The sequence below is a fragment of the Cellulosimicrobium sp. BMG9.23 genome (genome assembly GCF_059159985.1).
Window position 1 is genome coordinate 346,442 of record NZ_JBZGBZ010000007.1, and the last position, 14,101, is coordinate 360,542.

Annotated in this window: 14 protein-coding genes; 6 read left to right on the forward strand and 8 right to left on the reverse strand. The window is 75.1% G+C overall.

Going from position 1 to position 14,101, the window contains the following annotated elements:
- Position 1: 1 nt before the first annotated feature.
- Entirely contained in the window at positions 2-664 is a 663-nt protein-coding gene (eda, locus tag AC4H2G_RS14500; RefSeq protein ID WP_494366424.1) for a bifunctional 4-hydroxy-2-oxoglutarate aldolase/2-dehydro-3-deoxy-phosphogluconate aldolase, read from the reverse strand.
- Between the two features lie 70 nt (positions 665-734).
- Between eda and AC4H2G_RS14505 the strand changes: the two genes are divergently transcribed.
- Both AC4H2G_RS14505 and AC4H2G_RS14510 read left to right on the forward strand, forming a co-directional pair.
- Entirely contained in the window at positions 735-1,637 is a 903-nt protein-coding gene (locus AC4H2G_RS14505; protein WP_494366425.1) for an IclR family transcriptional regulator, read from the forward strand.
- 45 nt (positions 1,638-1,682) lie between these two features.
- Entirely contained in the window at positions 1,683-2,066 is a 384-nt protein-coding gene (locus AC4H2G_RS14510) for a universal stress protein (protein ID WP_494366426.1), read from the forward strand.
- Between the two features lie 13 nt (positions 2,067-2,079).
- Here AC4H2G_RS14510 and AC4H2G_RS14515 read toward each other — a convergent pair whose 3' ends face one another.
- The gene (locus AC4H2G_RS14515; RefSeq protein WP_494366468.1) at positions 2,080-2,988 is read right to left on the reverse strand and encodes a VOC family protein; all 909 of its coding nucleotides are present in this window, start codon (positions 2,986-2,988) and stop codon (positions 2,080-2,082) included.
- A 246-nt stretch (positions 2,989-3,234) separates the two neighbouring features.
- Complete coding sequence (locus AC4H2G_RS14520; RefSeq protein WP_494366427.1) at positions 3,235-4,134, reverse strand: SDR family oxidoreductase; 900 nt, start codon at positions 4,132-4,134, stop codon at positions 3,235-3,237.
- A 171-nt stretch (positions 4,135-4,305) separates the two neighbouring features.
- Here AC4H2G_RS14520 and AC4H2G_RS14525 point away from each other — a divergent pair, with 171 nt between their 5' ends.
- Together AC4H2G_RS14525 and AC4H2G_RS14530 are read left to right on the forward strand one after the other, a co-directional pair.
- Complete coding sequence (locus AC4H2G_RS14525; protein WP_494366428.1) at positions 4,306-4,716, forward strand: winged helix-turn-helix transcriptional regulator; 411 nt, start codon at positions 4,306-4,308, stop codon at positions 4,714-4,716.
- Positions 4,713-5,384, forward strand: a complete 672-nt coding sequence (locus AC4H2G_RS14530; RefSeq protein ID WP_494366429.1) for a nucleotidyltransferase family protein — start codon at positions 4,713-4,715, stop codon at positions 5,382-5,384. Before AC4H2G_RS14525 ends, AC4H2G_RS14530 begins: the two co-directional genes overlap by 4 nt.
- Before the next feature lie 213 nt (positions 5,385-5,597).
- On the opposite strand, the gene AC4H2G_RS14535 is transcribed toward AC4H2G_RS14530, so the two are convergent.
- From AC4H2G_RS14535 to AC4H2G_RS14545, 3 genes are read right to left on the reverse strand one after another with little or no spacing between them, the layout of a single operon-like run.
- Positions 5,598-8,483, reverse strand: a complete 2,886-nt coding sequence (locus AC4H2G_RS14535; RefSeq protein WP_494366430.1) for a molybdopterin-dependent oxidoreductase — start codon at positions 8,481-8,483, stop codon at positions 5,598-5,600.
- A complete protein-coding gene (locus tag AC4H2G_RS14540) occupies positions 8,480-9,352 on the reverse strand; it encodes an FAD binding domain-containing protein (RefSeq protein WP_494366431.1) in 873 nt (290 codons plus the stop codon). The genes AC4H2G_RS14535 and AC4H2G_RS14540 overlap by 4 nt, the downstream gene beginning before the upstream one ends.
- Positions 9,352-10,686 carry an XdhC family protein gene (locus tag AC4H2G_RS14545; RefSeq protein WP_494366432.1) on the reverse strand — a complete coding sequence of 445 codons (1,335 nt, stop codon included), beginning with the start codon at positions 10,684-10,686 and terminating at the stop codon, positions 9,352-9,354. The genes AC4H2G_RS14540 and AC4H2G_RS14545 overlap by 1 nt, the downstream gene beginning before the upstream one ends.
- A 226-nt stretch (positions 10,687-10,912) precedes the next feature.
- Between AC4H2G_RS14545 and moaA the strand changes: the two genes are divergently transcribed.
- Together moaA and AC4H2G_RS14555 are read left to right on the forward strand one after the other, a co-directional pair.
- The gene (moaA, locus tag AC4H2G_RS14550) at positions 10,913-12,019 is read left to right on the forward strand and encodes a GTP 3',8-cyclase MoaA (protein ID WP_494366433.1); all 1,107 of its coding nucleotides are present in this window, start codon (positions 10,913-10,915) and stop codon (positions 12,017-12,019) included.
- A 119-nt stretch (positions 12,020-12,138) separates the two neighbouring features.
- Positions 12,139-12,402 (forward strand): hypothetical protein, encoded by a 264-nt coding sequence (locus AC4H2G_RS14555; protein ID WP_494366434.1) that lies wholly within the window; start codon positions 12,139-12,141, stop codon positions 12,400-12,402.
- Positions 12,403-12,448: 46 nt separating this feature from the next.
- On the opposite strand, the gene AC4H2G_RS14560 is transcribed toward AC4H2G_RS14555, so the two are convergent.
- Together AC4H2G_RS14560 and AC4H2G_RS14565 are read right to left on the reverse strand one after the other, a co-directional pair.
- Complete coding sequence (locus tag AC4H2G_RS14560; protein ID WP_494366435.1) at positions 12,449-12,895, reverse strand: molybdenum cofactor biosynthesis protein MoaE; 447 nt, start codon at positions 12,893-12,895, stop codon at positions 12,449-12,451.
- Positions 12,883-14,076, reverse strand: a complete 1,194-nt coding sequence (locus AC4H2G_RS14565; RefSeq protein WP_494366436.1) for a molybdopterin molybdotransferase MoeA — start codon at positions 14,074-14,076, stop codon at positions 12,883-12,885. The genes AC4H2G_RS14560 and AC4H2G_RS14565 overlap by 13 nt, the downstream gene beginning before the upstream one ends.
- Positions 14,077-14,101 lie beyond the last annotated feature (25 nt).

Here is a 14,101-nt window from a genome sequence, read left to right on the forward strand (position 1 = left end):
GTCAGGCTCCTTCGGTGACGGTGGCGAGCGAGGCGGCGAGCTCGACCGCCTCGCGCGTGCGACGGGTGATCTCGGCCCAGTCGCCCGCGCGGACGAGCGACCGGTCGACCATCCACGACCCGCCGGCGGCGAGCACCGACGGCAGGGAGAGGTAGTCGAGGAGGTTGGCGGCGCTGACGCCGCCGGTGGGGACGAACCGCACTCCGGGGAACGGCGCCGAGAACGCCTTGACGGCGGCGGGACCGCCGACGACGTTCGCCGGGAACAGCTTCACGGCCTTCAGGCCGAGGTCGAGCGCGGCGATGATGTCCGACGGCGTCGCGACCCCCGGGAGGATCGGCACGCCGTGCTCCTGGGCGCGGCGCACGACGGCGGCCGACAGGCCCGGCGAGACGAGGAACCGGGCGCCCGCACGGACGGCCTCGTCGACCTGTGCGGCGGTGATCACGGTGCCGGCACCCACGAGCACCTCGGGCACCTCGCGCGCGATCGCCTCGATCGCCGAGGCGGCGCCGGCCGTGCGGAACGTGACCTCGGCGACCGGCAGGCCGCCGTCGCGCAGGGCGGCGGCGACGCCCAGGCCGTCGCGCGCGTCGTCGACCACGACGACGGGGACGACGCGCGCCCGCTCGATCTGCTCCAGGACGCTGGTGTCGGCTGACATCCTCACTCCGTTTCGCTATGGTGAACGCCTGTTGTTCACTGCGGAACGCACTCTAGAGGAAGGCACCACGATGACGGAAGCCGTGCCCGCGACGTCGGGCACCGCGGGAAGCGGGTCGACAGTCCCCGCGGCGAGCACGGCGAGCCCGCTCGGCAGCGTGGACAAGGCGCTCGCCGCGCTCGAGGCGCTCGCCGCCGCCGGCCCCGGGGGCCTCGCCCTCGGGGCGCTCGCCCACGACCTCGGGCTCCACAAGACCTCGCTGCACCGCACGCTCGCCGCCCTGCGCCACCGCGGCTACGCCGAGCAGGACGAGGCGACGGGCAGCTACCGGCTCGGACCCGCGGCGACCGCGCTCGCGACCGTCTACCTGGGCGAGGAGAACCTGCCGGCGCTCCTGCACCCCGCGCTCGTCGCCGTGTGCCAGGCCACCGACGAGCTCGTGCACCTCGGGGCCCTCGCCGGGACCGAGATCGTCTACCTCGACAAGGTCGAGCCCGCCCGCGCCGTCCGGGTCTGGTCGGCCGTCGGGCGCCGCCGGCCCGCGGCGACGACCGCGCTCGGCCGAGCGCTCCTCGCCTACCGCACGCTCGACGACGACCGCCTCGCCTGGTACGCCGCCGCCGCTCCGGACGGCCAGGTCACGACCGCGGACCTGAGCGCCGTGTGCGAGCGCACCCGCGAGCACGGCTTCGCGCGCGAGGACGAGGAGAACGAGCCCGGGATCAGCTGCGTCGCGGTCCCCGTGCTCGACGCGGGGCGCCCCGTCGCGGCGATCAGCGTGACGGCGCCGTCGGAACGTCTCGGCACGCGACGTCGGCGCGAGATCGAGGACGTGCTGGCTCGCGTGCTCCCTGCGCTGCTCCCTCCGCCGCTCACCGTGCCGCCCGACGTGCCGCTCACCGTCCCCGGCGCGCACGAGGCCGCGTCGGATCCCCGCGCCGTTCGCCGGACGGCGGCCACGCCCGGCGTGTGAGAGAGTTCAACCGCACTCCGATCGGCAGCACGGAAAGGCCCGGCGATGACCGTCCTCGTGGCGTACAACGACTCCCCGCAGGGCGAGGCCGCCCTGCACGCCGCGATCGCCGAGGCCGAACGACGCGGCGCGCCGCTCGCCGTCCTCGTCCTCACCCCCCAGGACCCCGACGCCGGGATCCCGGCGGGCCTCGCGCACCAGCTGGACACGCTGCCCGCGGGCATCGAGCCACCTGACGTGACGTACCGCCCGGAGCACGTCGACCCGGCCGACGCGATCGTCGACGAGGCCGAGCGCACACACCCGGAGCTCGTCGTCATCGGGGCGCGCAAGCGCTCCCCCGTCGGCAAGTTCCTCCTCGGCAGCACCACGCAGCGCGTGCTGCTCGACTCCCCCGCCCCCGTGCTGGTGATCAAGGCTCGCCACTAGGTGTACTGACCAGCTAGGCGTCGACGCGCACCTCGATGCGGTTGCGCCACGGGTCCTCGAACCGCAGCACCGCGCCGTCGTCCTCGGTCGCGACCGCTGCGCGGGCGAGCCGCTCGCGCAGCGCGCCGACGTCGTCCCCGCCGGGCACCGCGATCGACACCTTGCCCAGCCCGAGCGACGACGCCCGCGGCCCCGCGCCACGGCTGTTCCACGTGTTCATCGCCATGTGGTGGTGGTACCCGCCCGCCGAGACGAACAGCGCTCCCGGCACGGTCGCCGTCTCCTCGAAGCCGAGGGCGTCGACGTAGAACGACCGGGCCGTCGCGACGTCGCCGACCTGGAGGTGGACGTGTCCCACCACCGCTCCGCCCGCGCCGCCAGTCCCGGCGCCGACCCGCTCGCCCGCGTCAGCGCGCGGGACGGACAGGAGCTCTCGCGAGGCGTCGCTGAGGTGGTCGGCCAGGAAGCCGTTCGGGTCGAGGTGGATCGTGTCCATCCGCACGCCGTCCTCGTCCCACCCCCAGGCGTCGCGCGGGCGGTCGGCGTAGAGCTCGACGCCGTTGCCCTCGGGATCCGTGAAGTAGAACGCCTGGGACACGAGGTGGTCGGCGCTGCCGACGAACGTGCTGGGAGCGGTGGTCGCGACGGAGGCGAGCGCGTGCGCGAGGCCCGGCTCGTCGTCGAACAGGACCGCGGTGTGGAACAGGCCCGCCTCGCGGCGTCCCGGCTCCGGCAGGTCGGGCGTGCGGTGCAGCACGACGAGGGGCGTCGCCCCGCGGCCGAGCACGACGGTCTCCGCGAGCCGCGCCCCGGCGGGCAGGGCGAGGGTCTCGGGCGCGGGGAGCACGGCGAGCGAGAGCGCGTCGCGGTAGTAGCGCGTCATGAGGTCGAGGTCGCGCACGTGGAGGGTGACCGCGTCCATGCGCGTCTCGGCGGCGAGCAGGTCGCCGACGGGACGGGCGTCCGCACCCGGTCGCGCGAGGCGCTGGATCGCGGGCGACGAGTCGGCCTGGCCGGTCATGAGCTTCCTCCTGTGAGTCGGCGCCGCGCGAGGGCGGCCGCTTAGTTGCATCTTCAACTATAGACCACGGACGGGCGCCGTGGGTCGACGAGACCGGCGGCGCACCCGGTCGGCGGCACGGTTCGCGCCGACCGGGTCGCGGCGGCGTCAGGCCGGGTCGGCGACCGGCACGGCCTCGCGCAGTCCGTCGACGAGCGGGGTCGTCGGCCGGCCCAGGAGTCGGGCGAGGTCACCGGGGGCGTCGGCCAGCAGCCCCGCGCGCGCGTCGGCGTCCAGGTCGACGACGAAGCCCGCCGTGCCCGAGTCCAGGCCGGCGGCGACGAGGACGTCACGGTGCTCGTCGGAGGTCAGGCGCCGGTAGGCCACGGGTCGGCCGAGCACCTCGGCAGCGGCGCGCGCGAGCTCGTCGAAGTCCCACGCGACGTCGCCCGACAGCTCGTACACCGCACCGTCGTGCATGGTGGCGGCACCCTCGGGGGCCCGGTCACCGGCCATCGCGACGATCGCGACGGCCTCCGCGTAGTCGGCGCGGGGTGCGCTCGCGACGCGACCGTCGCCGACGCTGAAGACCAGCTCGCCGGTCTCGCGCGCCCGCTCGACGTCGGGCAGGTAGTTCTCCGTGTACCAGCCGTTGCGCAGGATCGTCGTGGTCAGGCCGGAGGCAGCGAGCATCTCCTCGGTCGCCTTGTGCGCGGGGGCGAGGATCGCGGGCGTGGTGTCGGCGTGCAGGATGCTCGTGTAGAGGACGCGCCCGACACTGGCGGCCTTCGCCGCCTCGATGACGGCGCCGTGCTGCCGCACACGCCCGTCCAGGTCGGAGCTGGACACGAGGACGAGGACATCGACACCGGCGAGCGCGACGTCGAGCGTCTCCGGGCGGTCGTAGTCGGCCTCGCGGACGACCGCACCACGGCCCGCGAGGTCATCGACCGCACTCGTGGTGCGCGCGAGGGCGAAGACGTCGGAGGCCGTTGCCCCGTGGTCCAGAAGGGACTCGACGACGAGGCGGCCGAGGTGGCCGCTGGCTCCGGTGACGGCGATGGTCATGGGTGGACTCCTTCGAGAGCGGGACGTGTCGTACGACCCGTTCGTCCGGGTCGCGGGAGCGCGCTTCGGCGCCGTCGCCCAGCATGCACTAACTTTTTGATAGTGCCCCTGTGCAGTACGTGCGATGTATCTCACAGCACGTTCTGAGGGCGCGCGCACTATCCTGACGGCATGACGACGGAACGCGACGCGCGCGACGTCGGCCCGACCGACGAGATGGTCGCCGACGTGTTCCAGCGCAGCTGCACCTCCCGGCACGTGCTGGAGTCCGTGACCGGGCGCTGGGGCGTCCTGGCGGTCGCCGGTCTGCGCGACGGCGCCGTGCGCTTCAACGCGCTGCGACGCCGGATCGACGGCGTGAGCGAGAAGATGCTCGCCCAGACGCTGCAAGGGCTCGAGCGCGACGGCATCGTCGTGCGCGAGGTCCGTACGACCATCCCCCCGCACGTCGAGTACTCCCTCACCGAGCTCGGTGTCCGCGTGGCCGACAGCCTCGCCGCGCTCATCGACGTGCTCGAGGGTGCCGTCGGCGAGGTCACCGCCTCCCAGCGCGCCTACGACGCCCGCCGCTACGGCGCGTGACCACCGACGTCCCGGGCGCGCCGCCGCCCCACCGCCTGACCGTCGGCCTCCTGCTCGCGGCCGGCGCGGGGACACGCCTCGGACGCGGCCCGAAGGCGCTGCTCCCCCACCACGGTCGACCGCTCGTCGAGCACGTGGCGGGTGTGCTCCGGGACGGAGGCTGCGACGTCGTCGTGGTCGTCCTCGGTGCGGGCGCGGACCAGGTCCGCGCCGAGGCTGCGCTCGACGCTCCCGGCGTGCGGGTCGTCGTCAACGACGACTGGGCGTCCGGCATGGCCTCGTCGTTGCGCCGGGGTGTCGCCACAGCGCTCGCCGAGAACGCGGCCCGGGTCGTGGTCGCGCACGTGGACCAGCCCGGCATCCTCCCCGACGACGTCGCGCGCCTCCTCGCCGCCCACCGCCCGGGTCGCGTGGTCGCCTCGCGCTGGACGACCGCCGTCGAGCACGGCGCCGCGGCAGTCTCCCCCGGCGACACCGGCCACGAATCCCCCTGGGCGCACCCCCTCGTGCTGGACGCGTCGCTCGTCGCCCCGGCCGCCGCGAGCGCCCACGGCGACCACGGCGCCCGCGCGTTCCTGCGCGCGCACGCGGACCTGATCGACGTCGTCGACCACCCGGGCGACGGCCGCGACCTCGACACCGAGGCCGACCTCGACCTCCTGACCTGACGAGGCGACCAGGCGACCAGGCGACCAGGCGAGGAGAGCACGCCGTCCGATCAGGTGACGCGACCGGAGAGGGTGCGGAGGGTGGGGCGGCGGCGGGTCGTGGCGGGTCTGGCGGGAGCGCCCGAGGAACGAGGGCGCGGATGATAGACCCGCCGCCGCCCCACCCTCCGTGCCTGGACCCGACCGCCACGATCCAGACCCAGACCCAGACCGTCAGGCCCGGACGCCCACCGCCCTCATCCCGAGGTACACCCGGTCCCGCAGGAGCGGCAGCTCCGTGAACCGCACGCCCGTCGCCGCGCGGATCGCGTTGGCGAGCGCGGGCGCGACGGGGTTGAACGGGCTCTCGCTCATCGACTTCGCGCCCATCGGCCCGGTCGAGTCGCTCGTGCGCGCGAAGTACACCTCGCTGCGCGGCACGTCGGCGAACGTGGGCAGGTGGTACTGGCGGAAGATGTCGGTCGTGACCTTCCCGGCGTCGTCCACCACGACGTCCTCGTACAGTGCCGCACCGAGCGCCTGGGCGATCCCGCCCTCGATCTGCCCGCGGCACTGGCGCGGGTTGACGACCTCGCCGGCGTCGGCGGCCTGGACGGACTGCAGGATGCGGATCTCGCCGGTCCCCCGGTGGACCGCGACGCGGAAGCCGTGCACGTTGAACGCGACGGAGCGCGGCGTGCCGCCCCAGCGCCCTTCGGCGACGAGCTCGACCCCGGCTTCGCTCGCGGCCCGCGCCACGTCGGCGAGCGGGACGAGCGTCCCCGCGCACGCGACGCCGCCGGGCACGATCCGGCAGTCGCTCGCCGCCGCACCCGCCATCCCGGCGGCGATCTTGAGGACGGTCTCGGCGAGGTCCTGGGCGGCCGCGAGCGAGGCCTTGCCCGCGACGACCGTGCCCGTGGACCCGAACGCGCCCGTGTCGTGCTCGACGATGTCGGTGTCGGACTGGCGCACCACCACGTCCGACGCGTCCTGACCGAGCGCCGACGCCACGAGCTGCGCGTGCACGGTCGTGGTGCCGTTCCCGAACTCGGCCGTGCCGACCTCCGCCTCCACGACGCCGTCCGCGCGCAGCCGCACGCGCGCGTGGGAGAAGTGCCCGCGCGGCGGGACGGTGTCGATCATCGACAGGGCCGTGCCCTCGCCGACGCCCCACTCGTCGCCGAGCTCGCGGTCGTCGCGCTCGCGCCCGCGGCGCAGGGCGTCGTCGACGAGGTCGAGGCACTGGTCGAGCCCGTAGCTGCCGTGGTGGACGTCCTCCTCGGGCGTCGGGTGCGTGGAGAGCATCGGCTCGCCCTCGAGGACGACGTTGCGCCGCCGCATCTCGAGCGGGTCGAGGTCGAGCTGCCGCGCGAGCTCGTCCACCGTCGACTCGATCGCGAAGACCACCTGCGAGAGCCCGTAGCCCCGGAAGGCCCCCGCCGGGACGGTGTTCGTGTAGACGCTGTGGGCGTCGACCTTCTTGTTCTCGCACCGGTACACCGCGAGCGACTCGCCGCACCCGTGGAACATGACGCCGGGGCCGTGGTTGCCGTACGCGCCCGTGTTGGTCAGCACGTCGAGGTGCAGCGCGGTGAGCGTCCCGTCCCGCCGTGCGCCCGCCCGCACCCGGATGCGGAACGGGTGCCGCGTCGTCGTGCCGACGAACTGCTCCGTGCGCGTGAGCTCGAGCTGCACCGGACGTCCGAGGCGCAGCGTGGCGAGGGCTGCGACGTCCTCGGTCAGCACCTCCTGCTTGCCGCCGAACCCGCCGCCGACCCGCTCGCAGTAGACCCGCACGCGCTCCGGGTCGAGGTCGAGCACGCGCGCGAGGTGGCGGCGCGCGAGGAACGGGACCTGGGTGGAGGACCGCACGACGAGGCGGCCGTCGTCGTCGAGCGACGCGATGGAGCAGTGCGCCTCGAGGGCGGCGTGCTGGACGCGCTGGGTGCGGTAGGTGGCCTCGTGCACGACGTCGGCCTCCGCCAGACCGCGCTCGACGTCGCCGAGCTCGCTGTGCACCTCGGCGACGACGTTCGCCTCCGGGCGCGAGACCCGGGCCTGCGTCGCGTCGAGGTCCGGGTGGACGAGCGGCGCGCCCGGGGTCATCGCCTGCTCGGGATCGACGACGGGGGGCAGCGCCTCGTACTCCACGCGCACCTTCCGCATGCCCTCCTCCGCTGCGGCCACCGTCTCGGCGACGACGGCCGCGACGCGCTGCCCGACGAACCGCACGACGTCGTCGAGGATCCTCGTGTCGTCGGGGTCGTCGGTGAAGAGCTCGTGCTGCGCGGTCGAGAACCGGGCCGCCGGGGCGTCCTCGTGCGTGAGCACGGCGACGACGCCCGGGACGGCGAGCGCCGCGGTCGTGTCGATCGCGAGGACCCGCGCGTGGGCGTGCGGCGAGCGCACGAGCTTCAGGTGCAGCAGGCCCGGGTAGTCGGCCGGGTCGACGTCGAGCGTGTACCGCACGGTCCCCGTGACCACGCCCCGCCCGGCAGGTGCCGGCACGTCCGCCCCGAACGCCGAAGGAGTAACTGGGTCAGCCGAGGTAGTACCTGGGTCACGCGAGGTAGTACCCCTGTCGGCCGAGGTAGTACCCCGGTCCGGGTGCCAGTCGTCGTGCGCGGGGTCGCAGGGTGCGGCACCGGCCGGGTGCTCACGCCCGCACGCCTCACCGCCGAGCACGGCCTCGCCGATCGCCCGGTACCCGGTGCACCGGCACAGGTTGCCCTTGAGGTTGCGGGGCAGGTTCGCGCGCTGGTCGTCGTCGAACGTCGCGGCGGTCATGATCATGCCCGCGGTGCAGAACCCGCACTGGAAGCCCTGCGCGTCGAGGAACTGCTGCTGCACGGGGTGCAGCTCCCCCTCGGGGACGCCGCTCGCTGCGGCGAGGCCCGCGATCGTCGTCACGTCGCGTCCGGCGGCACGCCGCGCGGGGTAGACGCACGAGTGCACGGGGACGCCGTCGACGTGCACGGTGCACGCACCGCAGTCCCCGGCGTCACAGCCCTTCTTCACGCCGAGCGCACCCTGCTCGCGCAGGAACGTGCGCAGGCACTGGCCCGCGCGCGGCTCGTCGGTGACGACCCGACCGTCCACGGTCAGGTTCTCGCTCACAGGTCACCTCCCAGCTCGGTACGGATCTCCTCCGCGAGGCGGTACGTCATGTCGCGTCGCCACGCGGGATGGCCGTGGATGTCGTCGTGCCAGACGTCGCCCTGGACCGCGGCGTCGAGCGCGGCGGTCAGGTCCGTGGCGGAGGGGAAAGCGCCAGGTGCGAAGCGCAGCTGCACGGGGCGCCGCGTCGCAGCGGTCACGGTGATCACGAGCTCGCCCGCGCCGTCGGGCCCGGTGCTCTCCGGCCCGGTCGGTGGATCGACCCGGCCGATCAGCAGGACCCCGGAGCGCCCGAGGTTGGACAGCGACAGACGCCGGAACGCCGTCCGCGAGCGCAGGGCGTGGTCCGGGACGCGGATCGACCGGAGCAGCTCACCCGGGGCGAGCGTGTTGCGCAGCTCGCCCGTGACGAGCTCCGCGACGCGCTGCGTCCGGCGTGCACCGCCTGGTCCCCACACCTCGGCGACGCCGTCGAGCGCCGCGGTGAGCGAGATCATCGGACCCGCGGGCAGCGACGTGCAGATGTTGCCGCCCACCGTCGACGTGTTCCAGATCTTGAACGACGCGACGAAGGCGTCGCAGCACGGGCGGAACAGGTCGAGCGCGCTCCACCGGCCGCGCACCGCGGCGGCGGCCGCCGAGTCCTCGAACGCGTAGAGCTCGGCGACGGTGCACGTCGCGGCGATCTCGAGCCCGTCCTCGGTCACGGTGAGCGACGGCCAGCCCGCCGACGTGACGTCGAGCAGGCGCCGCAGGGTCTGGCTCCCGTACGAGAACAGGACGGTGCCGCCCGCGAGCCACGCGTCACCCTCGCGCCACTCGGCGGGGTCGGCGGTCGGGACGAGGTCGGTGACGGTGCTCAGGTCCATCAGGAGGCCTCCTCGGGTGCGGTGCGGCTGGGTGCGACCGGCCGTCCCGGGACAGGGTGCGGGTCGACGGCGTGCGGTGAGTCAGCGTGCGGCGGGTCCGCGTGCAGCGGGCCGCGGCTCTGGCTCAGGGGCACGACGCCGCCCCGGCCGTGCCGTGCGGCGACGATCTCGGCCGTGACGGAGACGGCGACCTCGTCCGGCGTGACGGCGCCGAGGTCGAGGCCGATGGGCGAGCGCAGCCGCGCGAGCGCGGCGCCCGGGACACCCTCGGCACGCAGGGCGCGCACGCGCTGCTCGTGCGAGCGCCGGGAACCCATGGCTCCGACGTAGGCGAGCGGCAGGTCGAGCGCCAGCCGCAGGAGCGGCACGTCGAACTTCGCGTCGTGCGTGAGCACCGCGACGCCGGTGCGCTGGTCGAGGCGCCCCGCGGCGGCCTCGGCCGCGAGATAGCGGTCGGGCCACTCGACGACGACCTCGTCCGCCTCCGGGAAGCGGCGGGGGTCGGCGAACACCTCGCGTGCGTCGACGAGCGTGACCCGGTAGCCGAGCAGCCGCACGCCGCGCACGAGGGCCGCGGCGAAGTCGTTCGCGCCGAACACGAGGAAGCGCGGCGCCGGGAGGCGGGTCTCGACGAGCAACGTCACGGGCTCGGCGGCGTCGTCGCACCAGGCGGTCCCGGTCCCCGCGCCGGCGGTCCCCGCCGCACGGGCATCGTTCCCGGCTGCGCTGCCGTCGATCCCTGCCGCTGCGCCGCCGTTCTCGCCCGCTTCCGGACCCGTGTGAGCGGTACGCACGGTCGCGGTGCCCCCCGCGCGCAGCACCGCGACGACCTGCGCGGCGGCCGCGTCCACGGCACCGGGCCCGACGAGCCCCTCCAGCGCGGCGGCGACCTCGGGCAGGTCCGTCGCACCCGCCCCGAGCACGACGGCGGTGCGCCGGTCGCCGTCGATCCGCCGCACGAGGGCCGCGGGGCCGGCGTCGGCGGCGAGCACGTGGAGCGCCCGTGCGGCGTCGTCGTCCGGGAACACGGGCTGGACGTGCACGTCGAGCGTGCCGCCGCAGCTGAGCCCGACGGCGAACGCGTCGTCGTCGCTGTAGCCGAACGTCTCACGGTGGCACGCGCCGGCGACGATCGCGTCGAGCGCCGCGGCGTGCACGGCGGCCTCGACGCAGCCGCCGGAGAGGCTGCCCACGACGGCACCGTCGGCGCGCACGGCCATCGCCGTGCCGACGGGGCGTGGCACGGAGCCGGACGCCGCGACGACGGTCGCGACGGCGAAGGGGAGCTGCCCCGGGCCGAGCCACGGGGAGAGCCGGTCGACGATGTGGAGCATCGTGGTCTCGCTTCCGCCAGGGTGCCGGCGCTGCCGGCGTCCTTCCAGTGAACCCTTGCGGTGAGTCCCCTGCGTGTCCTGGGGCGCGTCGGCCGTGACGCGCCGGAAACACAGGGCTTGAATCCGCCGTTGGACTTCCGCTGCACGGAATTCCCCTTCCGTTCAGCGAATCTCACGCTAGCACGCGGTCGTGCCGGACGTCACGAGAGGTGTCTACGATCGAGCCATGACGGCAGTCCCTCTCGGGATCCCCCAGGTCCGTGGACCGGTGCGCGGGGACGCGCGCGCCACGCACCTGCCCGACGAGCGCCCCCGCACCGAGGCGCTCGTCGACCGGTACGGGCGGGTCGCGCGCGACCTGCGCATCTCGATCACCGAGAAGTGCACGCTGCGCTGCACCTACTGCATGCCCGCGGAGGGCCTGCCCGCCATCGCGCGCGACGACCTCCTCACGCCCGCCGAGATCGCGCGGCTCGTCCGCGTCGCGGTCGGGCGGCTCGGGATCACGGACGTCCGGTTCACGGGCGGTGAGCCGCTCGTCCGCCGCGACCTCGCCGACATCCTCCGCCTCTCCCGCGCCGCCGCCCCGGACGTGTCGATCTCGATGACGACGAACGCGATCGGGCTCGACAAGCGCGTCGACGAGCTCGTCGCGGCAGGGCTGGACCGGGTGAACATCTCGCTCGACTCCGTCGACCGGGACGACTTCGCGCGGCTCACCCGCCGCGACCGCCTGCCCGACGTCCTGTCCGGCGTCCGCGCGGCCCTCGCCGCCGGGCTCGCGCCCGTCAAGCTCAACGCGGTGCTCATGCCCGAGACCCTGGCCGGCGCCGCCGACCTGCTCGCGTGGGCGGTCGACCACGGGTGCCACCTGCGCTTCATCGAGCAGATGCCGCTCGACGCCGACGGACGCTGGACCCGCGACGACCTCGTCTCCGCCGAGGACCTGCTCGCGGTGCTCGGCGCGCGCTTCGACCTGCTCGAGGTCGGCCGCGACGACCCGTCGGCCCCTGCCGAGGAGTGGCTCGTGGACGGCGGCCCCCAGACCGTCGGGATCATCGCGTCGGTCACGCGCTCGTTCTGCGGCGACTGCGACCGCACGCGGCTCACCGCGGAGGGCACGGTCCGCTCGTGCCTGTTCGGCGACGACGAGACCGACCTGCGCGCGATCCTGCGTTCCGAGGGCATGAGCGAGGACGAGCGCGACGACGCCATCGCCCGCGCCTGGCAGGGCGCGATGTGGGCGAAGCCGCTCGCGCACGGCAGCGACACCCCGGTGGCGCGGGACGCGTTCGCGCCGACGGCGCGCAGCATGGGCGCGATCGGCGGCTGACGCGGCGCACGGCTCGCAGCCCGGGCCTCGCCCGAGGGTGCTGCACGTCACCGGGTGAACCCTGTCACCCTGTCGCGTTCTCCCAGGTCAGCGCAAGGCGCGGACCCTATCATGGTCACGTGACGACGATCTCCGCCCAGCCCGCCCCGAAGCCCGCCACCTCGACTACCACGACCCCCGACAACACCGTGTCGGCCCTCCCGATCTACCGCGAGGACACCGCCTCCGCGCCGTGGACCGTCGGCACCAAGAGCATCGTCGGGCTCGCGATCGGCGCCCTCGTCGGCACCGTCGTCCTCAGCTGGTTCGGCCTCGTCCTCGGCACCGCGGTCGGCCTCGGCATCGGCATGCTGCTCGACAACCGCGGCCACGCCGCGCGCTGACCCAGCCGCGCAGACCCCGGGCGGCGCGGTCTCCGCGGCACCTGATCTACAGCCCCACCCACTCCGACACGCCGTCGGTGAAGTGCTGGCGCTTCCAGATCGGCACCTCGGCCTTGATGCGCTCGACGAGCAGCGAGCACGCCTCGAACGCCTCGCGGCGGTGGCCCGCCGCGGCTGCCGCGACGAGCGCCACGTCCCCGACGACGAGCGTGCCGTACCGGTGCACGGCCGCGACCCGCAGGCCGGTCTCGGCCTGCACCGCGTCGACGCAGCGCCGCAGCACGGCGGTCGCGTCGGGATGCGCCTCGTAGTCGAGCCCCGTCACGCCACGGTCGTCGTCGACGCCGCGCACGACGCCGCGGAACGTCACCACCGCCCCGCACTCGGGGCCGCCGACGGCGCCCTCCACGGCCAGGGTCACCGCGCCGTCGAGCACGTCCGTCGTCACGCGGCTCACCGCGCCGCCATCCCGGTCCTCGGTCACAGCTCCCACACCTCCACCTCGTCGCCCGCGGCCAGCGCGGTCGCGTCCTGCGGGACGTCGATCAGCACGTTCGCCCTCGCCATCGTCACCACCAGGTGGGACCCCGCCCCGCCGACCGGCCGCACGGAGGCGCCATCTCGCACCCCGCGCAGGAGCTGCCGCCGTCCGGGCGGCGAGGTGACGGCGTCGGCGAGCACGGCACGCCCGCGCGGGGCCGGCGGCAGCCCCGCGGCACGGAGCAGCGCGTCACGCACGAGCACGACGAACGAGACCTGCGCGCTCACCGGGTTCCCCGGGAGCGCGACGAGGGGCGTCCCGGCGAAGGTCCCCCAGCCCTGCGGCCCGCCGGGCTGCATCGCGACGCCGCGGAACCGGACCCCGCGCTCGCGCAGCACGTCCTTCACCACCTCGTAGGCGCCCTGGCTCACCCCGCCGGAGGTCAGGACCAGGTCGGCCCCGGCGGCGGCGACCTCCAGCACTCGTTCCAGCGCGTCCGGCTCGTCACCCGTGGTCCCGCGGTGGACCACCACGCCCCCGGCAAGCTCGACCGCCGCCGCGAGCGCGAGCGAGTTCGTGTCGTACACCTGCCCGGGCCCGAGCGGTGCGCCCGGCCGCGCGAGCTCCGCGCCGGTCGAGACGACCGCGACCCGCGGTCGTGCCCGCACGACGACCTCCCCGACACCCCCGGCCGCGCACGCCGCCAGCCGCGCGGGCGTGAGCCGTGCCCCGGCGGGCACCAGCATGCTGCCGGCGCGCACGTCGTCGCCCGCCTCGCGCACGGCCGAACCTGCCTCGACGGCCTCGTCGAAGCGGACCACCTCCGGGATCTCACCGGGGACGAACGCGCCGACGGACGTGCGCTCGACCGGGACGACGGCGTCCGCCCCCTCGGGGACGGGGGCACCTGTCATGATCCGCGCCGCGGTTCCCGCTGCGAGGGGGTCCACCTCGCGGGCCCCGGCCGGCACCTCCCCGCGGACGGGGAGCGTCACGCCGGGCGCGACGTCGGACGCCCGGACCGCGAACCCGTCCATCTGCGCGTTGCGGAAGGCCGGGACGGGGACGAGCGCGACGGCGTCCACCTCGAGGACGCGGCCCGCCGCCGCCTCGAGGGTGACCGTCTCGCGCCGGGCCAGGCCCGCGAGCAGCGCCTCGACGTCGGCGCGGTGCTCGTCGAGCGTCGTGGGCATGGGGACACGGTAGCCGTTGCGGCGG